The following is a 22,272-nucleotide window of genomic DNA, read 5'->3' on the forward strand; positions in this document are numbered from 1 at the left end:
TGTAGAAATATCGAAATTTTCAAAGTAACATGTGGATAAAGGAGATATTATATGGCTCGCTCAATTCGTCACCAACTGACATTGATTATTTGCTCGTTAATTGTGCTTGTTCTCACCGTAGCTCTGGTGATGAGTTATTATTTTGTTGCCAAAGATTATGAAGAAAAAATGCAACAAACTAATTTAGTGATGGCTGAGAGTCTGGGAAATAATATTGCTCAGTTTATGCAAAATGCCTACAATATTAACGCAATGATTGCCCAATCGCCTGATATAAAAAATTTTGATGAAGAGAAGCAAGGGCAATTACTAGTTAATATTGCTAGTCAATATCCCTTTTTTCAACTTTTGGCGATTCATCATCTCAATGGTGATCAAAGTGCTCGTTCAAGTGGTACGTTAGCTAATCGCTCTGAACGTTGGTGGTTCAAAAAATTTATGCGAGAAAGAAAAGATTATATCAGTAAAACTTATTATTCTTTATTTTCTGAGTCGCCGATTACAACTATCAATCATGGAGTGTACAAAGATGGTCAGTTAGTTGGTCTTCTTATGGCTGATATTGAAACATCAAAAATACAACAAATGGTGGAAAATTATAGCTCGGGGGCGGGTAGCTATGCTTATCTTCTAGATAGTGAAGGGGTCGTGATTGCTCATCCTGATCGGCAACAGGTGGCGAATCTTTATAATTATAAAAATATGAAGGCTAGTGTATTACTGCGTGATGAAAATGGTAACATTGTCCACAATGAACGAAATAATGAACGAACTCAAGACATTGATTTTTCAGTACCTCCTTCTTTACAGGTGATCGTTAATAAAGTGACGGAAGGCGAGACTGGGGTAGGAGAATATACTGATCTTAATGGGGATACATACATCTGTGCGTATCGTACGATTTTATTACCAGGGCATTCTGACCCATGGAGCTTGATTGTGGTGCAGAAAAAAAGTGCAGCTTTAGTCTTTTTGTATCATACGACGATTAAAAATGGTGTCATTGGAATCGTGATTACCTTTTTGGCGGGACTAGTCACTTTGCTTTTTTCTCGTCGATTGACTAATCCATTGATTGAGATTGTCAATGCTACCAATAAAATAAAAGAAGGAGATTTAACGATACGTTTGACTGTTGATTCACTAAATGAAATTGGTATACTTGCGATTAATTTTAACCAAATGGTGTCTGAATTGCAGCAACATCGGGATCGTTTACAAGAGTTAGTTGAAGAACGCACAGGAGAACTAGGAGCTGCCAATCAAGAATTGACAGCCATGAACGAAGAAATTATCGCAATGAATGAAACCCTAGAAGATACAAATGAACAATTGTGTAATGAAAATAAACTCAGACAAAAAATAGAAGAAAATCTTTTATTAAGAGAACGACAATATCGAGCTACGACAAGTTTATTGACACGTCCGGTTGAAGAGTTTGAAGGCCTTTTAGAGTCAATTCTACAAGGAGCTCTTCAATTGGTTAATGCACCTGATGGTTACATTGCCTTGTATGATGATCTTGGAAAGGGTTTTTGTACTTACTATGGGAGTGGAATTTGTGAACATTGGATTAAGTCCTTAGTGTTAGCTGAGAGCGAGATTGTAAGACGAGTTTATCATACTGGTGAGATTGTCGCAGTGGATGACTATAAAGAATATCCTAATCGCTTAGATGATCAGAGATTGGAGAATGTTGCTAGTGTCATTATGCTTCCCTTAAAACACGAGGATCAGGTAAAGGGGATTCTTTGCGCAAGTTGGAGGAATGAGATACATTTTATAACGACGGAAGACGTAAAGGTTTTACGACAGTTTTGCGATCTAGGTTCTGTGGCTATAGAACGCACAAATATCCACAAGAAGATTCATCAGATGGCTTTTTATGATGCGTTAACGGGTTTGCCTAATCGAGAGAGTTTACAGTCCTATATGACAAAAGAATTAAAGATGACTCATGGCAGCGAAATCGCAGGTGCAATTTTATTCGTTGATATTGATGATCTTAAATCAGTGAACGATAGCTTTGGACATTCTTGTGGTGATGGTATTATTAATACAGTTGCCAAGCATATTATGACTGCAGTTGGTCGCGATGTATTTGTCGCTCGGAGTGGTGGTGATGAATTTAGTATTGTCTTGTCCGGTGAAGAGAACCGAGAAAATATTGCTAAAATTGCCGATAACATTCTTGAGGTACTTTGCCAAGAATATGAAGTGGCTATGGAACACCTTCATATGTCAGTCAGTATTGGAGTTGCTCTTTATCCCGGTGATAGTGATAATGTTGAAGAACTTATCAAAAAAGCGGATAGTGCTATGTATGCGGCAAAAAGAGCTGGTAGAAGCTGTTGGCGGTTTTATGAGCCAGTCTTTTTTCAAGAAACCTATGAAAAGATGATGCTCACAAATGGATTACGTCGTGGGCTAGAGCGTGGGGAACTATCTTTAGCTTATCAACCACAACTGAATATTACAGGCGATGATGTTATTGGATTTGAGGCATTACTTCGATGGAATAGTTCGGAACATGGCTTCGTATCGCCCGTTCGTTTTATTCCATTGGCAGAACAAAGTGGATTGATTTTGCCAATTGGGCAGTGGGTAGTTCGTGAGGCTTGTCAATTTGCTAGGAGACTTGCAAATATGGGAAAAGATCGAATTCATGTCGCTGTGAATATATCACCGAAACAACTGCTCGCCGAAGATTTTGTTGAGAGTATTTATAGAAATATCCAAGAAGCAGGTATAGGGCCAGAACAAATTGAGATTGAAATGACTGAAAGTGTTCTGATTGAATCATTAGAAGAAAGTATTCTTAAACTCAATCAATTGCGTGATCTTGGCATAACAATTTCATTAGATGATTTTGGTACTGGTTATTCTTCATTGACTTATTTGAGAAGTTTGCCAGTAGGAGTATTAAAAATTGATAAGTCTTTTATTGATCAAATTATTACAGATAAAACTCAGCTACAAGTGTTTGGGACCATCATTAATTTGGGGCATACACTGGGATTGACAATTGTGGCCGAAGGGGTGGAAACGAAAGAACAGCTTAGTCTTTTAGAGCAATTTCAATGTGATCGAATTCAAGGATATATTTTTAGTCCAGCTATTCCTGAAGACGAAGCAATTGAATTTTTAGTAAGAAATTGAAGAATCTTGAAAGGCAGGACTAAGGAGCAAGAGTGTAGAAACAAATGGTAGGAAGTTATGAGTCGTATCTTGTATTGTGTAGGAGAGATAGATATGAAATATCGCGTTATTGTAAGCTTGTTTGTATTCTTGATCCTCATTATTCCATTCAACAATACTGTTCGTTCCAACTCTGCTTACACTTCGAGTAAACAGACTTACCTACATGAAGAAGATAAAAAAAATATTTTAGTCCTCAACTCCTATCATGCAGATATGCCTTGGGTGCAAATGCTGGAAAGAGGAATTAAAACTGTATTTGATCCATATCCACAAATCATATTATATTTTGATTATATGGATACCAAACGTAATATTGGCAACGAATACCTAGAAAATTTATATAATTTATATACATATAAATATAAGCATAAGAAATTTGATGCAGTTATTGTGACAGATGATGTAGCGTATCAGTTTGCGCTGCAACATCAAGAAGAATTATTTCCGTCTACGCCCATCGTTTTTTGTGGAGTTAATTTTTTTTCAGAGGATCAAATTCAAGGGAATCCATGGGTGACAGGTGTAGTTGAAGTTGTTGATATGAAAAAGACCATAGAACTTGCATTACAGTTACATCCACAAGTCAAACGCATTGTGGTTGTTAATGATGAAAGTGCAGTAGGAGAAACTAATAGACTATTATTGGAAAAAATAATACCTAACTTTTCTCCCAATATACAATTTAGCTTATTTCAAAATATGAGCATGAAGGAAGTCTTGGAACAAGTTGCTATTCTTGATCAGGATACATTAATTTTGCTGATGACTTTTAATGTTGATAAGGAACAAGCTGTTTTTAGTTATGAAGAAAGTAGTGATTTAATTTCTGCTCACACTAATATACCGATTTATGGTACATGGGATTTTTATCTTGGGCACGGTGTTGTTGGCGGTATGATGACAAGTGGATACCTGCAAGGACAAAGGGCAGCTGATTTGGTATATCGAATTATTGTTGGTGGTGAACCCTCAGCGAATATTCCTGTAATTACGGAAAGTATTAATCAATATATGTTTGATTATAATGATATGATAAAGGTCGGTCTTGACGAAAGTAAAATACCACGAGGCAGTATGATTATGAATAAACCTGCTAGTTTTTATGATACATATAAGAATTTAGTATGGTTTTTGATCCTTATATTTATTACCTTATTAGCCTTGATTATCGTATTGGCCATTAATATACGCCGTCGTAAGCGTGGAGAAAAAGAAATTCTTCAGTTAAATGCAGAGTTAGAGACACGGGTCTTAGAGCGGACCAAGGAATTGCAAAGCACAAATGATGCATTAACGAATACATTAGTTGACTTACAACAAACACGTAATCATCTAGTCGAATTTGAAAAAATGGCTTCTTTAGGTGAATTGGTGGCAGGGGTAGCTCATGAAATTAATACACCAATTGGTAATAGTATTACAGCTACTTCTCATTTGGAAGTAAAAACATCTCAAATAAATGAAAAATTTTCTAATGGGCAAATGAAAAAATCTGATTTAGAAAATTATTTGGATGCAAGTAATAAAGTCGTTAAGATTATTTTTACGAATTTAGAACGAGCAGCACAATTAGTTCATAGTTTTAAAAAAATAGCAGTAGATCAATCGGTTGAAGAACGGCGACAGTTTGAGTTAGGCGAATATATGAATGACGTGTTAGTAAGTTTAAAACCTCAATTAAAAAAAACAAAACATAAGGTTATATTGAATTGTCCTGCGGATATTAAAGTGTATTGGCATCCAGGCACCTTATGGCAAATCATATCCAATTTGCTTAATAACTCATTGGTACATGCATATGATGAAGATGAAATAGGGACAATCACAATTGATATTTCCCATGATGATGGAAGTATTTTATTGCAATATAGTGATGATGGAAAAGGTATGCCACCAGAAGTTCAAAAAAAAGTATTTGAACCATTTTTTACAACTCGCCGTGGTACAGGCGGCTCAGGACTTGGTATGCATATTGTATATAATTTAGTGGTCTTTAAAATGGGTGGTAGTATTGAGTGTATGAGTAAGCTCGGCGTAGGTACTGTATTCACAGTAAAGCTTCCTGATGTCATGCAGAAACAAGGAGGGAATATTCATGGATGATACTTTATTATTTATGGAAGAAAGTGATGTAGTTCATAGTGAAAATAGTATGCAAGATACTTGGAAAGTACTCATTGTTGATGATGAGGCAGAGGTACATGTTGTTACGAAACTTGTTCTAGATGGTTTTATCTTTGAAGGGAAAAGAGTAGAATTTATCAGCGTTTATTCTGCTGCTGAAGCTAAGGTGGAATTGCACAAATATACGGATATTGCGCTCATTATCTTAGATGTAGTCATGGAAAGAGCTGATGCTGGGCTGCAACTAGTAAAATATATTCGTGAAGAGATGAATAATAAGGTTGTGCGGATTGTATTACGTACTGGACAACCAGGAGAGGCACCAGAATCACGGGTTATTGTAGAATATGATATTAACGACTATAAGGAAAAAACAGAATTAACAGCTCAGAAATTATTAACAACATTGATTTCTTCCTTGCGTTCATATCGGGATTTAGTTACAATTGAGCGCAATAAAAGTGGATTAGAGCGAATTATTGAATCTACACCTGAAATTTTCCGCATGCAATCGATGCAAAATTTTGCCACAGGTGTATTGATGCAGTTAATTGCTATGTTGAAGTTAAATAAAAGTAGCTTATATTTAAGAGTATCGAGCTTTGCTGCCACTTGCAAGAAAGATGGATCACTCAATATTTTAGCTGCTACAGGTGATTTTGAAACCAATATTGAAGAAAAATTATCTGCGGATGTACAAAATAAAATCGATGATGTACTGCATGAAAAAGCAAGCATGTTTTTTGATGATTATTTTATACTCTATTGGAATAGTGCGGATAAACATGATTATTTAATTTATATGGAAGGCGATCAAAAAATCAGTGAACTTGATCGGCGTCTTTTAGATATTTTTTGTCTAAATGTATCTTCAGCTTTCGAAAATTTGAAATTACATTTAGAAATGTATGATACCCAACGGGAAGTGTTTTTCCGATTAGCAGAGGTAGCTGAAACTCGATCAAAAGAAACGGGTAATCACGTACGACGGGTAGCTGAATACGCTAAATTATTAGGAGAAAAATATGGGTTATCAGAAAAAGAATTGGATATGCTTCACCTAGCAGCACCCATGCATGATCTTGGAAAACTAGGTATATCCGATGGAATTTTAAATAAACCGGCTAAATTGACAGCGACTGAGTTTGATATTATAAAGATGCATTCAATGATTGGGCACGATATGTTGAAAGGCTCAGAACTCACAATGTTAAGAGCTGCTGCTATTATTGCCAAAGAACATCATGAACGCTATGATGGAACAGGATATCCCGATGGTTTACGAGGGGATGAGATTCATATTTTTGCAAGAATAACAGCCATTGCAGATGTATTTGATGCGTTAGCTTGTGATCGAGTTTATAAAAAAGCTTGGAGTTTAGAGGATATTACCGAATATTTTCAAGAAAATAAAGGGGGGCAATTTGACCCTGTATTGGTAGACTTATTTTTTGCTAACTTTGATGATATATTAGCAATAAGAGAAAAATTTGCTGATGATTGCTATTTATAAAGTTTGATTGAATTGATATCGCTATTTTTTTCACATTATTGGCTTGACGATGCTATGAGTGGTTGATATAATAATTGCAATTGCATACAATACGGTTAAGGTGCCCCCAGTTGGGGGATAATAGGGAAGTCTGAGCATGGTAAAACATGCATAAGCGCGGGCCCGCCACTGTACTGAAGAGACCTTACAAAACCACTCATTAAGGGGAAGGTGTAAGTTGTCGATGATTCGGGAGCCAGGAGACCTACCTTTATACTGTTTTATGATCTTCATGGAAAAGAAGGTTTTTTTGGATTGATAATCCCTAAAAACCTTCTTTTTAACATTTTCCCGGGAAATATTAAGTTTACTTTGAAAAGTGGAGGGTTAAGATGAGTTTATTAGAAGAAACATTGCTGAAAATTAGTGATCTAGACAAAGATATCATGTCCAAGGTGCAAACTAGATTAGATAATCTAACAAAACCCAAAGGAAGTCTTGGACGATTAGAAAATATGGTAAGACAATATGCAGGGATTATTGGGAAAACTCAACCTGATGTGCCAAAGCATTGTATGGTAATCACATCAGCAGACCATGGTGTGGCTACACTAGGCATCAGTGCCTATCCAATAGAGACAACACTGCAAATGACAGCGAATTATCTGATCTCAAAAGGTGGTAGTGCAAATGCTTTTGCCAATTTTTGTGGTGCTGATATGGTAGTCGCAGATATGGGAATCGCTGGTGATCTATCTCATGTCCCAGGACTTTTACATCGGAAAGTTGCCTATGGTACTCAAGACTTTACTCAAGGTCCAGCTATGACCCGTGCTCAGGCTATACAAGCTATTGAAGCAGGCATTGAAATTGTAAATGAGAAAGTTAAGCAAGGTTATACATGTTTTAGTCTTGGGGAAATGGGAATTGGTAATACCACCTCAAGTGCTGCCATTGTGGCTGCTTTTACAGGACTGACCCCAGAACAAGTGACAGGAAGAGGGACAGGAATATCAGATAGTCGGCTGGAAGTAAAAATTAATGTTGTTCGTCGCGGTCTAGAAATGAATCAACCAAACCCTAAAGATGGAATTGATGTATTAGCAAAAGTTGGTGGTTTTGAAATTGGTGGGTTAGCAGGTGTCGTTCTTGGTTGTGCAGCAAATCGATGCGGGGTCGTGATTGATGGCCTTAACACTACGGCAGCCGCACTCATTGCCAATGCTATTGAACCGATGTGCAAAGAATATATGTTTGCATCTCATTTGTCGGGTGAACCAGCACATGTAATTGCCTTAGGTGTTTTGAAGCTAGAGGCATGTCTTAATATGGGGGTCTGTTTAGGAGAAGCAATTGGTGCATCCATGGTGATGGATATGCTTACAGTAGGGAGTAAAATGCTGAAAAAAATGAAAAATTTTGAAGACGCTGGAGTATCAAGGATGATGTCTCAACAATAATAATGATCGTAGGAGGATAGACTCATGTTCGAAAATATAATATCTCTGATAAAACCATTAGATGAAACTGCAATGGCAAAATGTCAACTCCGATTAGATAACCTGACTAAACCCCTTGGTAGTCTACATTCTTTTGAGCATATTGCGCGTCAAATGGCAGGTATTACTGGTCAACATAAACCTAAAATGTTAAAAAAAGGCATCATTCTCATGGCAGGAGATCATGGTATCAATGATGAGGGAGTAAGCACTTACTCTAAAACGGTGACAGCAGAGATGATGATCAATTCTTGTCATGGAGGGGCTGCGATCAATGTATTTGCTGAACACGTTGGTGCACAGCTTGTTTTAGTTGATATGGGAGTAGAGGCGAATTTATCTGTTTGTCCGAATTTATGTCATGAAAAAATTGCCTATGGTACAAAAAACATCACTCAAGGATCAGCGATGACCCGAGACGAAGGGAGTGCTGCCATTTCTGCTGGTATCCGCATTGCCCAAGAACAAATAAACAAAGGATGCCAAATTTTAGGATTAGGTGCTATCGGAATTGGTAATACCCTTCCAAGTGTAGGAATCATTGCATGCTATAGTTCGAAGAAGATAAATGAGCTTATAGGACTTGGTACAGGTATCACTCCAGAACTTCTTAGTAAGAGGATTGATATTCTTAACACAGCTCTTGCGATTAATCAACCAGATCCACAAGATGCTCTTGATGTAGTGAGTAAAATAGGTGGTTTTGAGATTGCCGGTTTGGTAGGTGTTATATTGGGCGCAGCTTCAGGTGGTGTAGCTGTTGTACTTGATGGTCTTGCAACGAGCGCAGCAGCTCTGATTGCTATGAAAATTGCTCCTCAAGTGAAAGACTATCTAGTAGCATCCCATTTTGCAGTAGAACCAGCACATAAAGTGGCTTTAGATCTTATGGAGATACCAGGATATTTACATCTTGATATGCATTTAGGTGAAGGAACAGGAGCAGCTCTTGGTATGTCTTTAATCAATGCATCTTTACATGTAATCAATGATATGAAAACTTTTGGTGAAGCTGAAGTTGCTGTTGCACAAGATGGTCCAGGTGCTTTGAAGCAAGATAAAAATGTCAGAGAGTAATCAAATAGAGTAAGAAAACGATATTGAGATTGTTCATTGAGCAGGGATAAGATAGCAGATCTATCTTATCCCTGCTTGTTATCGTCAATCATATTTTTATATTCTATACTTGTCAGAAGGAGGTATTAGGAATTTATTTGTCGAATTGTGGCAGATGAATCAATCGAGATCTATTTTTGAAAGGGGAACAAGGAAATGAATTTAAAGGTCAAATTAACATTGATTTTTTCATTATTATCTGCAGTGATTCTCTTGGTGTCATCACTTGCTGGATATATTTTTACGAAAGAACAAGTTACTAAAGGCATTCAGCAAGAAATGAAGGCGAATATCGACTCTCATGTAAATAAACTTGATGGATGGTTGCTCAGTAAAGGAAAAATGATTGAAATAACGGCGGGTACAATACAGAGTACATTTAGTGAAGGGGAAATAACAGTACCCATGGTAGCTGGATATAGGACTGTGGATAAAGAATTCTCCGATGTCTATTTTGGTTCTGTACAAGGTAAAATGGTAGATGGAAGTGGATGGACACCTCCTGCAGATTATGATCCTAGGGTGCGTGAATGGTATAAAGATGCAACACAACAAGGTAAGTTGATTTTTACAGAACCCTATTTAGATTTAGTCACGAAACAAATGGCGGTATCTGTTGCACTGCCGATTAAAACAACTTCAGGGCAAATTCGAGGAGTTATCGCTGCAGATATGTTGTTACAAACACTGGTTGAGAATGTAAAAAAAATTAATTTGCAGGGCGCTGGATATGCATATTTACTGGATGCCAAAGGTGTTGTACTCGCTCATCCAGATGCGGAGATGGTGTCTAAAAATGTTCTAGAAGTAGAAAAAATAAAAAGTTTATCTCCTCTATTTAAAGAAATGCTTCAAAAAAATGAAGGTTTTAATACATACACTTATGATGGTAAAGATTTATTGATGGTTTATAAAAAAGTACCGTCGACAGGATGGATTTTAGCAATTAGTGTACCTGAAGATATTGTGTATACACCTCTTGTTCATTTAAGATGGCTATTTTCTATTATTGCAGTAGTGGCAATTTTCATTGTGATTGGAATTACCTTTGCGACTGTGAAGCGAATTACCAATCCTTTAGAAGTATTGGCTCGTGAAGTTCAAATGGTTGCTGCTGGAGACCTTACAGTACAGGCTAATGTAAATGGGAAGGATGAAATTGCTATACTCGCCCAAGGGTTTAATAAAATGGTACACAATTTACGCGAGCTTATTATGCAAGTTCATACGAGTTCGGAGCAGTTAGCAGCTTCTTCAGAAGAGTTGACTGCGAGTTCTCAGGAATCATCTCAAGCTACAAATCAAGTGGCTGGATCTATTATGCATATTCATCACGGGGCTAAAGACCAACTGAATGGAGTAGAAAATACAGGGAATGTAGTACAAAAAATGTTAACAGGAATACAGCAGGTGTCTGATGGTGCTAATCATGCTGTCACAAAGGCCTCACAAGTTGTTGATAAAGCTAAAGACAGTGGGATTTCTATTGAACGCGCCATTCATCAGATGGGCCTTATTGAACAAACTGTTAATACTTCTGCTAAGGTTATTGCTAATTTAGGTGAAAGGTCAAAAGAAATTGGACAGATTATAGATACAATCTCAGGGATAGCAGGTCAAACTAATTTATTAGCTTTGAATGCGGCGATTGAAGCAGCGCGCGCAGGAGAACAAGGACGTGGTTTTGCGGTAGTTGCAGAAGAAGTTCGTAAATTAGCTGAGCAATCACAGGAAGCTACAAAACAAATTGCTAATCTTATTGGTGAAATACAAGGGGATACGGAAAAGGCTGTTGTTTCTATGAATGATGGTACCCGTGAAGTAAGCCTTGGAACTGAGACTGTTAATACTGCTGGTATTGCATTTCGTGAAATTGCGCAAATGGTAGAACAAGTCTCAAAGCAAGTGATTGATATTTCGAATTCGATGCAGCAGATGAATCAGGGCGGACAACAAATTGTTTCAGCTGTAGATGTAATCAATGATTTGAGTAAAAGAGTCGCAGATGAAGCTGAGACTGTATCTGCCGCCACGGAGGAGCAAGCAGCCTCTATGGAAGAGATTGCTTCTTCTAGCCAACATCTTGCCGAAATGGCACAAAAACTTCAAGAGATCGTAGGCAAATTTCAAATTTAGTCATTGCATAAAGCAAAAGACGCTGTTTATCAACTCGGATAAAGAGCGTCTTTTGATATCGAAAATGAATAAAAAATTATAACATAAGACGCTTTGTGCAGGAATTATTGGCTGAGACAGGAAATAATTCAATATAGGGTTAAAGAAGGCTTGGTCATCGAATAAAGAAATGTTTTATATAGGAGAGATTTTTATGATTATTGATGGGAAAATCGCTACTGATATCGTTGACTTTATATATGAAAGGACCAATTACCATACGATTGTTTGTGATACTGCTGCAGTCATCATTGCTGATTCTGCTCGGAGTAGGTTGGGAGTTATACATGCAGGCTCAAAAAAAATACAAGAAGAAGGGATTCATCGTATTGTAGTTACTGATGAAGAAGTCATTCGATCAGGTAATAAAATGAAAGCAGGAGTTAACCTTGCTATTCAGGATGGAAAAATGACTGTTGGTACTTTCGGTATTGCGGGAGAAATTAGAATTGTTGAACCGATCGCACAACTTGCTGCTGGTTGGATTGTTGGAAGACTTCATGAGCAGGAAACGGCAAGGGAAGTACGGATTTGTGTGAATGAAATGTCTAATGCGATAGAACAAACTTCGATTGCTACTGGAGAATTAACCATCGCATCACAAAAATTGGCTTCAGCTGATATTGAATCAGCGACCATGACGAAAGAAGCTGCTGATGGAATTAATAGTACTTCAGAAATACTTGGAGTGATTCGGAAAATTGCAAGTCAAACAAACCTTCTTGGTCTTAATGCAGCGATTGAGGCTGCCCGCGCAGGCGAACAAGGCAGAGGATTTTCTGTTGTAGCCGAAGAAGTGAGAAAACTTTCTGGTGAAAGTAACCAATCGGCTACAGCCATCGAAAATCAATTAAAAAAACTGAAAGGTTCTGTGAATAAGGTTATCGATGGTGCCAAAGAAAATAGCAGTATTTTACAAGAACAGGCAAAGTCAACACAAAGTATTGCTCAGATGGTAGAAGGACTTCGTCGAGTGAGTCAACGTCTTTTAGATCTCGCTGATAGAGCTTAGGTTTGATGTAAGCTAAGTCTTTTCTAACGGAATCAGAAAGTATAACACTTTCTTGATTCCAAGTAAGAACGACTAAGGCTTCTGCCTGCGTCTGAGGACTTAGCACAAGCCAAGTCTTTTCTTATATTTCTTGGAGGATTTTAGTATAAAACGTTGAATAAGTAATATAATTTATATAGAATGATTTTTCGTTTTTATAATGCTTGTAAAAGGTTTTAATTATTTTACAAGAATTAATTTTTCTATTTAGTTAGAGGAGAGGGTTTTTATGAAAATAAAACGAGTTGATGCAACCATTAGTACCAATAAGCTGCAAGAGTCTAAAAATTTTTATATGGAACATTTTGATTTTCAATTATTGTATGAAAGTGACTGGTATATAGAGCTAATTGCAAGGGATTTAGCAAGCGGTATCAGCTTTACCTTACCACAACGAGAAGAAGGGGAATTTTTTAATGGTAAAGGTTTAATTATTTCATTTGAAGTTGATGATGTTGATGCTGAATATGACCGTTTAAAAGCAGAAGGATTGCATATTTATCAAGAAATGCAAGATAAGCCATGGGGAGAAAGAAGTTTTGTGATTAATGATCCTAATGGTATCCACGTTTATATTTATAAAGCAATCTTACCAACTCCAGAGTATAAACAAGTTTATGATGCTTTTAAAAAGTAATTCAGTAAGCCGAAATCCTTGTATAATATAAGGATTTCGGCTTATTTTTATTAGACTTTTTCGGGTGTATTTACAACATAGACTTTAACTTTTTGAATACCAAAGTCTTTTGCTTCATTAACAGTCCATTTCGCAATATCAACGCGATTACCTTTAATGGCTCCGCCTGTATCTTCTGCGATTGCATACTCGCCATGACCGTCAGGATATTCGATATATACACGTGAACCGAGAGGAATGACTTTAGGATCAACGGCAATAATACCAGGACGAACTTGGCTGCCGATATAAGTCTTGTTGCCCCATTGATCATTGTCATGAGGACCTGGAGCATAAGCAGTTGCGGAGATATCGAGTACTTGTTTATATTGTGTTGGTGGAGTACCTGATGATGGTTTTGTTGCAATAGGAGATTCACTAGGAGGGGAAGGTTTAACTTCTTCCGTTGGTTCAGGCTTAACTTCCGTAGTTGGCTCTGTTGGATTGTTTTCAGGTTTAGCTTCTTCAGTTGGTTCCGGCTTAACTTCTGTAGTTGGCTCTGTTGGATTGTTTTCAGGTTTAACTTCTTCAGTTGGTTCCGGCTTAACTTCTGTAGTTGGCTCTGTTGGATTGTTTTCAGGTTTAACTTCTTCAGTTGGTTCCGGCTTAACTTCTGTAGTTGGCTCTGTTGGATTGTTTTCAGGTTTAACTTCTTCAGTTGGTTCCGGCTTAACTTCTGTAGTTGGCTCTGTTGGATTGTTTTCAGGTTTAACTTCTTTAGTTGGTTCCGGCTTAACTTCTGTAGTTGGCTCTGTTGGATTGTTTCCAGGTTTAACTTCTTTAGTTGGTTCCGGCTTAACTTCTGTAGTTGGCTCTGTTGGATTGTTTCCAGGTTTAACTTCTTTAGTTGGTTCAGGCTTAATTTCCTTAACTGGTTCTGGTGCCTTACTTTCTGAATTAGTTTTTTCAGTTATTTTTTGATTAGCTTCAGAATTTTTATTAATAGTTGGAGCTGGCTGTTGGTTTTTGCTTTCGTTTTTTGTTTCTTTCACCGATGAATTAAAGTTCAATTGAGCTGCTGATTGACTTGCTTTTCCAAGCCCTTGTGAAGTGGTAGCTGATGGATTTCCAGAATTTACACTGGCTGATGCATGGGCTGTTGCAGTGGGCATTCCTGGTAACATGGCGGTTGATAATATAGTTGCAGCAGCGACTACTGCAGCAAGGTTTTTATATTTTTGTTTAAAACGTTGGATTTGTTTGTGACGATATTTATGTGTCATAATATAGCCACCTTTATCAGCAGATTAATTATAGTATGGATTAAAAAAAGTTTTAAAAATCCTGTTATTTTTTAAAAAGTTTGGAAAATATTATTTATACTTGTTTATTCGTAGGGAAGCGCAGGATATGTGTGATTGGATAACGAAATGCTAGTTATATAATAGGCAGGAGATGTATTATGAAAAATTTTGGACTGACGCTTGCAGATAAATGGTTAATTGGTGTCGTTATTTTATTTTCGATCATTGGTATTGGTCTTAGCATTTTCCTTTTTCCTACTCAAGGAGATACCATTGCGGAAATTAGGGTTGATAGTAAGCTAGTTAAGGCCGTTACTCTTCGAAAGGGTTATAGTGAGGAATTTCGTATTGGTGGTCAAAAAGAATATGCAGTGATTGAAGTACAAGATGGACGTATACGAATACGGCAAGATGACTCACCACGCCAAATTGGCGTGCAGACGGGTTGGATCAGTAAACCACCTCAACAAGTGGTAAATTTACCTTATCGTATTGTAATTAATTTAGTATCCAATGAGTCTCTTGATGTCGATGATATTGCTAGGTAGGAGGAGATATAAAGATGAAAAAAATTATTTTTTTATTTTGGGGGCTTTTACTTTTTGGTTTTGGAATTGTAATGACAATCAAAAGTAATTTAGGAACTGGTCCATGGGATGCCCTTCATTTAGGGTTAATTAATTATCTTCCTTTGACTTTAGGACAAGTATCTCAATTAACAGGGGTCCTTGTTATTATTGCCAGCTGGTTTTTAGGAGTAAAACCAGGATGGGGTACACTTGCTAACATGTATTTTATTGGTTTATTTATTGATTTTTTTATGACCTGTAGTTGGTTAACGGTTCCTAGTCATTGGTTCTCCCAATTAGCCATGTTATTAGGAGGCGTTGTGGTTATTGGCTGGGCTAGTTTTTTTTATCTTTCTGCTGCATTTGGTGCTGGTCCTAGGGATAGTTTTATGGTGGGATCGATTGACAAAACAGGTTGGCCGGTATGGAAGGTGAGGACTGTCATAGAAACGAGTGTAGCTATTATTGGATATCTTTTAGGAGGGCCTGTAGGAATTGGTACTGTGATTATTGCTTTGACATTAGGACCTTCCATTCAATGGGCCTTTAGTATTATGGGCAAACGAGCACAAGATATAAAGCATGTACCTCTGATCAAGAGAATGGAGACTGATGGATAAAAGATAAGTTGTAGAAGGAAATTTGATTGATTATTTATTGCTTTTTAGATGAAATTATTATTTTGTCTAAAAATGTACATATTTATTCAATAAATGGTAGAATAAAATAATAAGATAGAAAACCTATCAAAAATTGATGAATTTTTATAAGTAGTCACAATTAAACTTTTTATGGTACGAAATATAAGGATAGGTGAATCGTTTTGGCTTTTCAACTGCGTAGAGATATAATCCGTAAAATAATTAAGTTGATATATGATATTACTGGATATTTCATTGTTATTTGGGATGATCAAGGTCTTATAATTGATTCTACCGAAAAAATGAAAGTTGATCGGTTTGAAATAATTGATCCTTCTCAAAGAATAGTATTAATCGAAGAAGAAAATACAATTGATTCAAAGCACTTTTATTATGAAAAAAATATTGATATGAATAAAAAACATTTTGGTAAAATTGCTATTCAAGGTGTAGGGCAAACTGGAGAATTATTATCAATATTTATTGTTGAATTTATCATCTTTTTTATTCAAGAAAATAGTCTATGTCTAGGAATATCTAGTGCAGAAATGAAAAAAATTGACGATCAGCAATCAATTTTTATGAAAATATTTGAAAATAGCGGGGAAGCAATTTCCATTACTGATGCTCAGAATAAATTTGTAGCTGTTAATCAAGCTTTTACTCAGGCTACTGGATATTCTTTTAATGAAATTGTTGGAAAAGATCCGAGTATTTTAAAGTCTGGTCGGCATGATAAAATTTTTTACCAAAAAATGTGGGCTGCCATCAATCAAGCTGGTTTTTGGCAAGGAGAAATTTGGGAAAAGAGAAAAGATGGTACATTCTATATCAAATGGCTAAGAATCCAGCAAATTAAAGATAAACAAGGGAATTTAATCAATTATTTGGCAAATTTTGAAGATATTACTGAGCGTAAGGCTGCTGAAGAAAGGATTGCTTATCTTGATCGACATGATGCGTTAACAGGATTACTGAATCGGAAAACGATTGTTGAAGAGCTTGGTATAGCAATACAAAATGCAAGAGGCAATGGTAGTTGTATTGGAGTTATTTCCATGGGTTTGGATCGATTTAAGAATATAAATGATTCTTTAGGCCATGAAGTGGGCGATGATTTTCTAAAAGAAATTACTAAACGTCTAGAAATTTGTTCAACTGATAAAAGTATTACTGGACGTTTTGGTGGTGATTCTTTTGTCATTATATTACTAGATATTCATAAAGAATCTGAAATTGTCACAGCGATGAATAAAAGAATTGCTATGATCACACAACCGGTTGTATATGATCATGTAGAACTTATGATTACGGCGAGTATGGGAGTTAGTATTTTTCCAGAAGATGGTGATACTGCAGAAGTAATACTTAGAAATGCAGATACGGCAATGCACAAAGCTAAGGAAAATGGTCGTAATACGTATCAATTTTTTACTGCGAGTATGAACGAATATGCTTCAGATCGACTAATTATGGAAAATGGTCTACGCCGCGCACTTGATCGACAAGAGTTTACCCTACTGTATCAACCGCAACTCGACGCCCAAACTGGAGCCGTTGTTGGCGTTGAAGCTCTGATTCGCTGGATCCATCCAGTCAGGAAGATGATCTCTCCAATGGAGTTTATTCCTCTTACAGAAGAGACGGGCCTTATTATTCCAATTGGTGAATGGGTGATTATTGAAGCTTGCCGTCAACATCAATATTGGATTGAAATGGGTCTTCCTCCTATCCCAATGTCAATCAATATATCAGCAGTCCAGTTTCGTGATCCATGTTTTTTACCTATGTTAGCTGGGGTCATCAGAAGCAGTGGCATAGAGCCAGGTTATTTAGATTTGGAAGTTACAGAGAGTGTTGTTATGAAAGAACCTGAATTTGTCATTGAACAATTGAAAAGTATCAAAAAGATGGGGATAAAATTATCCTTAGATGATTTTGGTACAGGTTTCTCAAGTCTTAGTTATTTGCAATATTTTCCTTTAGATAAACTGAAAATAGATCAATCTTTTATTCGCGGGTTGATGAAGGTTCCTGTCACCCAAGCAATTGTTGAATCCATTATTGCCCTTGGTAAAAACTTGAAAATAAAGACCATTGCTGAAGGTGTCGAGCTGGAAGAGGAATTAAATTTTTTAAGAAAACTTCAATGTGATGAAGTTCAGGGGTATTATTACTCAAAACCATTGTCTAGTCAAGATTTTGTCGAATGGTTTCAGAATCGAAAAATTGAAGAATAATGAGAATTTATTAATGTATAAAGAAAGTCCCTATTTACTCACGGAGCAAATAGGGACTTTCTTCACATTATAATTTTTATATCATTAACATAAAGTTTTCATTACTTTGCTGATATCAATATGTTGAATATCTTGAGTGGCGAGGGGGGCTTGAGTAAGTTGCGGTAAGGAACCATTAAAAGTAGGCTTTATTTTACGGTAAAATAGACCGACAGGTATTTGCTCACCCCATAAAGTTGCCAAGGAAAGAGCGGATTCTAACTGATCAGGATTATAACCTTCCATTTCTTCAATGGGTTTTATCCGTTGCTGATACCATTGGTATGTATTAATATGATTAAAAGAAACACAAGGTTGAAGAATATCAATGACGGAAAAACCTGGATGACGGATAGCTTCAGCCATGAGATTTGCTAGTTGGGTACTATTGGAGACAAAGGCGCGAGCAACAAAGGTAGCTCCTACATTAAGTGCCATTTTGACAATATTAATTGGTTGCTCTACATTGCCTAAAGGAGCAGGAGTAAACTTTGTAACAACTCCTAAATCACTGGTTGGCGAAGCTTGTCCTTTCGTGAGTCCATAAATTTGGTTGTTGTGAATGAAATAAGTAATATCCAGGTTACGCCGGGCTGTATGAACAAAGTGTCCCATGCCAAGGCCCATTCCATCACCGTCGCCGCCTTCGGCAATCACCGTTAGATTGTGATTCGCTAATTTAATGCCTGTAGCAACTGGCAAAGAACGTCCATGAAGTGTTTCGATGCGATATGTATTTACATATTGAGAAATTTTACTGGAACAACCTACACCAGTTGCCAGTACTGTTTGTTCTAAATCAAGATTGAGTATGCCCATTGCTTTTTTTAGCGCATTTAAAATTCCATAGTCACCGCAACCAGTACACCAAGTCGGAACATAGGGTAGATTGATATCATGAGCAGCCATTAGGAAAGCACCTCCTTGATTTTTGCAAGAATTTCTGAAGGTACAAAGGGACGTGAGTTATATTTCAAGTAAGTATAATCAGTTTTATAGCCTGTATGAGCACGAATAATACTGCCAAGTTGTGCTGTTTTATTGCCTTCAATGAGTAGACTTTTCTTTATATTTTTTAATTTTAGTTCCATGGCAGCAGTCGGGAAGGGGGAAATATAAAGAACTTGCAAAAAGTTTACGGTGATTCCAGCGCTTTGTGCTTGTTCGATGGCTTCAAGGATCGCACCTTTGGTTGATCCCCATGCAATAATTGTTAGATCTGCATCAACAGGGCCATAGGTGTTAATTGCAGGTATCTCCTTTTCCATAGACGGAAGTTTGTTAAATAGTTTATCCATACTCGCAACGGCTACAGCGGGCTCATTAATAGCATATTCATGATTTCCAGAACTGTAAAAACCATCTTCACCGTGGGTATAGCTTGTTGCAATATGACGCCCGCCAATTTGTCCAGGAACTGCTTGGGGAGATATACCATCAGGAGTCAGTTTATAGCGCAGATAAGGTTCATCAGAACCTTGTTTATTAGGATCAAAACGTTTTCCACGATCAATCATTAAGTGCTCTGTTTCAAATAATGGTTGCGAAATCGATGAATCTGCCAAAAATTTATCTGTTAAAATGATACATGGTACTTGATATTGATCGGCTAAATTAAATAAACGAAAGGTTTCATAAAAACATTCTTCAATATCCCCAGGTGCTAGGACAATACGGGGAAACTCTCCCTGGGAGGCATGTACTACAAAATTTAAGTCAGCTTGCGCCGTTCTCGTTGGTAGACCTGTACTTGGACCGCCGCGTTGAGCATTGACCATCACAATGGGGAGTTCTGCTTGGGCAGCAAAACCTAATGCTTCGACCATAAGGGCAAAACCACCACCGCTTGTTGATCCCATGGAACGTACACCCGCAAAAGAAGCACCAATGAGCATATTGATAGCGGCAATTTCATCTTCAGCTTGCTTGAAAACAAGACCATAGTCGGCTCCATAGTCAGCTAAGTAACTGAGGACACTAGAACCTGGCGTCATTGGATAACCAGCAGAAAATTTGCAGCCAGCTTGAATGGCACCTAAAGAAAGGGCCTCATTACCGTTTATTAACATTTTAGGTTGGCTTTGTTGCTTAAATTGTAATGGAAAAATTTTTTCTGTAGGTAAGGTAGAGCGGACATGATCATAGACTTGTTTTAAAATTAGAATATTAGCTTCTTGTAACTGTTCATTATGAAATTCATCTTTTATAATATCGATTAATACTTCAAGAGGATAACCTGTAAGAGCAGAAAAGGCGCCCAGCATTGCGCTATTGCCCATGATCTTGGCACTCCCTTTAGGAATATACTCCATTAAAGAGACGGGATAGAATAATGTTTCAGCAGAAAGTTTGCTTTCATCGATTGTAACGGTCGTTGAATCATACAATACAATCGCTCCTGGTTTTAGCTGCGGAGCGTGACATTCAAAAGCTTGTTGAGAAAAGAGTCCTAAAAAATCAAGATCTTCTTCATAAGCTGTCAGCGGCTCATCTGAAAGACGCACTAGACAAGAATTGAGCCCTCCTTTAATGAGAGAAGGATATTCGTTAGCAACAAAGGACCATAGACCATTGCGATTAGCTCCTTTGGCAACCGTAGAACCAGCGCTCATAACACCGTAACCTGCTTCACCACCAAATAGACATGTATAAGATCGTTTACTCATTCGAGTTCCCTCCTAGACAGTATTTGTTGTCATGTGACAATAAATTCGTGAAAAATCAGACAAATCCTTTTTTAACCCTATCAATCGACAATTTTATTTTTTTGAAATTTATCGATATATTATTGTAATATTGATTTAACATATGAGCATCAGTGTGATACAATCTGTATAATCAAAAGTTTGGAGGTAGGGTATGCAAGTATTGAAAGATAAGATTCAGGCCGAAGGAGTGGTTATACAGAATTCGCTACTGAAAGTAGATTCTTTTTTGAATCACCAACTTGATCCGGAGTTGATGATGAAACTTGGAGAAGAGTTTGCTCTTCGGTTTAAAAATAATAAGGTAACAAAAGTGTTGACCATTGAATCTTCGGGTATTGCCGTTGCCATTATGGTAGGGCTTGCCTTAAAAGTGCCTGTCGTTTTTGCTCGAAAGAAAAAATCAGCTGTTTGTAATGATGAAGTTTATAGTACAACCGTTTATTCTTTTACTAAAAAAGAAAGCAATTATGTGACCGTTTCTAAGGAATTATTAGCAACGGGTGAAAATGTGATGATTATTGATGATTTCTTAGCAAATGGCGAAGCTGCTCTTGGTCTGACGCATATTGTCGAGCAAGCGGGTGCTAATGTTGTGGGAATTGGAATTGTGATTGAAAAATCATTTCAACCAGGTGCAGAAAAATTAAAAAGTGCTGGATATCGGGTGGAATCTCTCGTTCGTATTAAGTCCTTTTCAAATGGACAAGTCAATTATGTATGATGTTATTTTATTTGATCTTGATGGAACATTAACAGATCCTAAACCAGGTATTACGAAATCAGTACAATATGCTCTTGAAAAAATGGGTATTGTCGAAAATGATTTGGAAAAACTAACGATTTTTATTGGACCGCCATTGATAGCCTCTTTTAAAGAGTATTATCACATGAATGACGATGAAGCAAAGCAGGCTCTTGTGTATTATCGCGAGCGCTTTTCCCAAGTTGGATTATATGAAAATGCAGTTTATGAGGGTATCAAAGAATTACTTGAGAAATTGCAAAGTCAAGGAAAAACATTATTTGTTGCTACTTCAAAACCAACAATATTTTCGATAAAGATATTAGAACATTTTGGTTTAATTCATTTTTTTAAAGCGGTGATCGGCAGTGAACTTGATGGGACAAGAGTGGAAAAAAGTGATGTGATTCAGTTTGTCTTATCTCAAGTTGATCAGTCTGCTGCACAAAAAATCATTATGGTTGGCGATCGTAAGTTTGATATCGTTGGGGCCCAAGAAAATGGTATTGATGTGGTTGGTGTCTCTTATGGATATGGTAGCTGTGATGAGCTGATCCTAGCTAAACCGAACCATATAGTAAATACTGTACCAGAACTAGAGCAATTGTTATGCATATAAGTTTATTCAATATGATTCCTTTGGCGTAATATAGATAAAGAAACAAAAATAGAGATGGAGCTAAAGCTCCATCTCTATTTTTGTTTCTAGATAATAAGGGTTCAGATCTTTCTTGTAATTGATTAAAATCACCAAG

16 protein-coding genes and 1 riboswitch are annotated in these 22,272 nt (G+C 36.9%); of the genes, 13 read left to right on the forward strand and 3 right to left on the reverse strand.

Annotation, left to right across the window (positions count from 1 at the left end; all coding sequences use genetic code 11):
• Positions 1-51: 51 nt before the first annotated feature.
• The 8 genes from ACAN52_RS10205 to ACAN52_RS10240 all read left to right on the forward strand — a co-directional run bounded on the left by ACAN52_RS10205 (position 52) and on the right by ACAN52_RS10240 (position 13,295).
• Positions 52-3,159: an EAL domain-containing protein gene (locus tag ACAN52_RS10205; RefSeq protein ID WP_378954642.1), complete on the forward strand. Its 3,108-nt coding sequence runs from the start codon at positions 52-54 to the stop codon at positions 3,157-3,159.
• A 93-nt stretch (positions 3,160-3,252) separates the two neighbouring features.
• Positions 3,253-5,304 (forward strand): ABC transporter substrate binding protein, encoded by a 2,052-nt coding sequence (locus ACAN52_RS10210; RefSeq protein WP_378954644.1) that lies wholly within the window; start codon positions 3,253-3,255, stop codon positions 5,302-5,304.
• A complete protein-coding gene (locus ACAN52_RS10215; protein WP_378954646.1) occupies positions 5,297-6,838 on the forward strand; it encodes a DUF3369 domain-containing protein in 1,542 nt (513 codons plus the stop codon). Before ACAN52_RS10210 ends, ACAN52_RS10215 begins: the two co-directional genes overlap by 8 nt.
• Positions 6,839-6,919: 81 nt before the next feature.
• Positions 6,920-7,105, forward strand: a riboswitch (cobalamin riboswitch).
• A gap of 104 nt (positions 7,106-7,209) precedes the next feature.
• Entirely contained in the window at positions 7,210-8,277 is a 1,068-nt protein-coding gene (cobT, locus tag ACAN52_RS10220; RefSeq protein ID WP_378954647.1) for a nicotinate-nucleotide--dimethylbenzimidazole phosphoribosyltransferase, read from the forward strand.
• Positions 8,278-8,301: 24 nt separating this feature from the next.
• Positions 8,302-9,393, forward strand: a complete 1,092-nt coding sequence (gene cobT / locus ACAN52_RS10225; protein ID WP_378954649.1) for a nicotinate-nucleotide--dimethylbenzimidazole phosphoribosyltransferase — start codon at positions 8,302-8,304, stop codon at positions 9,391-9,393.
• A 195-nt stretch (positions 9,394-9,588) separates the two neighbouring features.
• On the forward strand, positions 9,589-11,568 hold the full coding sequence (locus tag ACAN52_RS10230; protein WP_378954650.1) for a methyl-accepting chemotaxis protein: 1,980 nt from the start codon (positions 9,589-9,591) through the stop codon (positions 11,566-11,568).
• Positions 11,569-11,761: 193 nt separating this feature from the next.
• Positions 11,762-12,619: a methyl-accepting chemotaxis protein gene (locus ACAN52_RS10235; protein ID WP_378954651.1), complete on the forward strand. Its 858-nt coding sequence runs from the start codon at positions 11,762-11,764 to the stop codon at positions 12,617-12,619.
• Between the two features lie 268 nt (positions 12,620-12,887).
• Positions 12,888-13,295 (forward strand): VOC family protein, encoded by a 408-nt coding sequence (locus tag ACAN52_RS10240; RefSeq protein ID WP_378954652.1) that lies wholly within the window; start codon positions 12,888-12,890, stop codon positions 13,293-13,295.
• 50 nt (positions 13,296-13,345) lie between these two features.
• Here the strand turns inward: ACAN52_RS10240 and ACAN52_RS10245 are convergent, their stop codons facing one another.
• Complete coding sequence (locus tag ACAN52_RS10245) at positions 13,346-14,557, reverse strand: 3D domain-containing protein (protein WP_378954653.1); 1,212 nt, start codon at positions 14,555-14,557, stop codon at positions 13,346-13,348.
• A gap of 179 nt (positions 14,558-14,736) precedes the next feature.
• Between ACAN52_RS10245 and ACAN52_RS10250 the strand changes: the two genes are divergently transcribed.
• From ACAN52_RS10250 to ACAN52_RS10260, 3 genes are all read left to right on the forward strand, one after another.
• On the forward strand, positions 14,737-15,126 hold the full coding sequence (locus ACAN52_RS10250; RefSeq protein ID WP_378954654.1) for a NusG domain II-containing protein: 390 nt from the start codon (positions 14,737-14,739) through the stop codon (positions 15,124-15,126).
• Positions 15,127-15,140: 14 nt separating this feature from the next.
• Positions 15,141-15,767: a YitT family protein gene (locus tag ACAN52_RS10255; protein ID WP_378954655.1), complete on the forward strand. Its 627-nt coding sequence runs from the start codon at positions 15,141-15,143 to the stop codon at positions 15,765-15,767.
• Positions 15,768-15,970: 203 nt separating this feature from the next.
• Positions 15,971-18,028 (forward strand): putative bifunctional diguanylate cyclase/phosphodiesterase, encoded by a 2,058-nt coding sequence (locus tag ACAN52_RS10260; RefSeq protein ID WP_378954656.1) that lies wholly within the window; start codon positions 15,971-15,973, stop codon positions 18,026-18,028.
• A gap of 84 nt (positions 18,029-18,112) precedes the next feature.
• Here ACAN52_RS10260 and ACAN52_RS10265 read toward each other — a convergent pair whose 3' ends face one another.
• Positions 18,113-18,976, reverse strand: a complete 864-nt coding sequence (locus ACAN52_RS10265) for a thiamine pyrophosphate-dependent enzyme (RefSeq protein WP_378954657.1) — start codon at positions 18,974-18,976, stop codon at positions 18,113-18,115.
• A complete protein-coding gene (locus ACAN52_RS10270) occupies positions 18,976-20,733 on the reverse strand; it encodes a 2-oxoacid:acceptor oxidoreductase subunit alpha (RefSeq protein ID WP_378954658.1) in 1,758 nt (585 codons plus the stop codon). Before ACAN52_RS10270 ends, ACAN52_RS10265 begins: the two co-directional genes overlap by 1 nt.
• A 193-nt stretch (positions 20,734-20,926) precedes the next feature.
• On the opposite strand from ACAN52_RS10270, the gene ACAN52_RS10275 reads away from it, so the two are divergent.
• Positions 20,927-21,496 carry a xanthine phosphoribosyltransferase gene (locus tag ACAN52_RS10275; RefSeq protein ID WP_378954659.1) on the forward strand — a complete coding sequence of 190 codons (570 nt, stop codon included), beginning with the start codon at positions 20,927-20,929 and terminating at the stop codon, positions 21,494-21,496.
• The gene (locus tag ACAN52_RS10280; RefSeq protein ID WP_378954660.1) at positions 21,489-22,136 is read left to right on the forward strand and encodes an HAD family hydrolase; all 648 of its coding nucleotides are present in this window, start codon (positions 21,489-21,491) and stop codon (positions 22,134-22,136) included. Before ACAN52_RS10275 ends, ACAN52_RS10280 begins: the two co-directional genes overlap by 8 nt.
• The last annotated feature ends 136 nt before the right edge of the window (positions 22,137-22,272 follow it).

The sequence above is a fragment of the Pelosinus sp. sgz500959 genome (assembly GCF_042610375.1).
Classification (GTDB): Bacteria; Bacillota; Negativicutes; order DSM-13327; family DSM-13327; genus CTSoil-075.

Bases quoted from the DNA above. Each gene is read 5' to 3' on its own strand.
- ACAN52_RS10280 (WP_378954660.1), top strand. From the start codon at position 21,489: ATGTATGATGTTATTTTATTTGATCTTGATGGAACATTAACAGATCCT.
- ACAN52_RS10210 (WP_378954644.1), top strand. From the start codon at position 3,253: ATGAAATATCGCGTTATTGTAAGCTTGTTTGTATTCTTGATCCTCATT.
- ACAN52_RS10250 (WP_378954654.1), top strand. From the start codon at position 14,737: ATGAAAAATTTTGGACTGACGCTTGCAGATAAATGGTTAATTGGTGTC.
- ACAN52_RS10275 (WP_378954659.1), top strand. From the start codon at position 20,927: ATGCAAGTATTGAAAGATAAGATTCAGGCCGAAGGAGTGGTTATACAG.
- ACAN52_RS10255 (WP_378954655.1), top strand. From the start codon at position 15,141: ATGAAAAAAATTATTTTTTTATTTTGGGGGCTTTTACTTTTTGGTTTT.
- ACAN52_RS10230 (WP_378954650.1), top strand. From the start codon at position 9,589: ATGAATTTAAAGGTCAAATTAACATTGATTTTTTCATTATTATCTGCA.
- ACAN52_RS10265 (WP_378954657.1), bottom strand. From the start codon at position 18,976: ATGGCTGCTCATGATATCAATCTACCCTATGTTCCGACTTGGTGTACT.
- cobT (WP_378954647.1), top strand. From the start codon at position 7,210: ATGAGTTTATTAGAAGAAACATTGCTGAAAATTAGTGATCTAGACAAA.
- ACAN52_RS10270 (WP_378954658.1), bottom strand. From the start codon at position 20,733: ATGAGTAAACGATCTTATACATGTCTATTTGGTGGTGAAGCAGGTTAC.
- cobT (WP_378954649.1), top strand. From the start codon at position 8,302: ATGTTCGAAAATATAATATCTCTGATAAAACCATTAGATGAAACTGCA.
- ACAN52_RS10215 (WP_378954646.1), top strand. From the start codon at position 5,297: ATGGATGATACTTTATTATTTATGGAAGAAAGTGATGTAGTTCATAGT.
- ACAN52_RS10205 (WP_378954642.1), top strand. From the start codon at position 52: ATGGCTCGCTCAATTCGTCACCAACTGACATTGATTATTTGCTCGTTA.
- ACAN52_RS10240 (WP_378954652.1), top strand. From the start codon at position 12,888: ATGAAAATAAAACGAGTTGATGCAACCATTAGTACCAATAAGCTGCAA.
- ACAN52_RS10245 (WP_378954653.1), bottom strand. From the start codon at position 14,557: ATGACACATAAATATCGTCACAAACAAATCCAACGTTTTAAACAAAAA.
- ACAN52_RS10235 (WP_378954651.1), top strand. From the start codon at position 11,762: ATGATTATTGATGGGAAAATCGCTACTGATATCGTTGACTTTATATAT.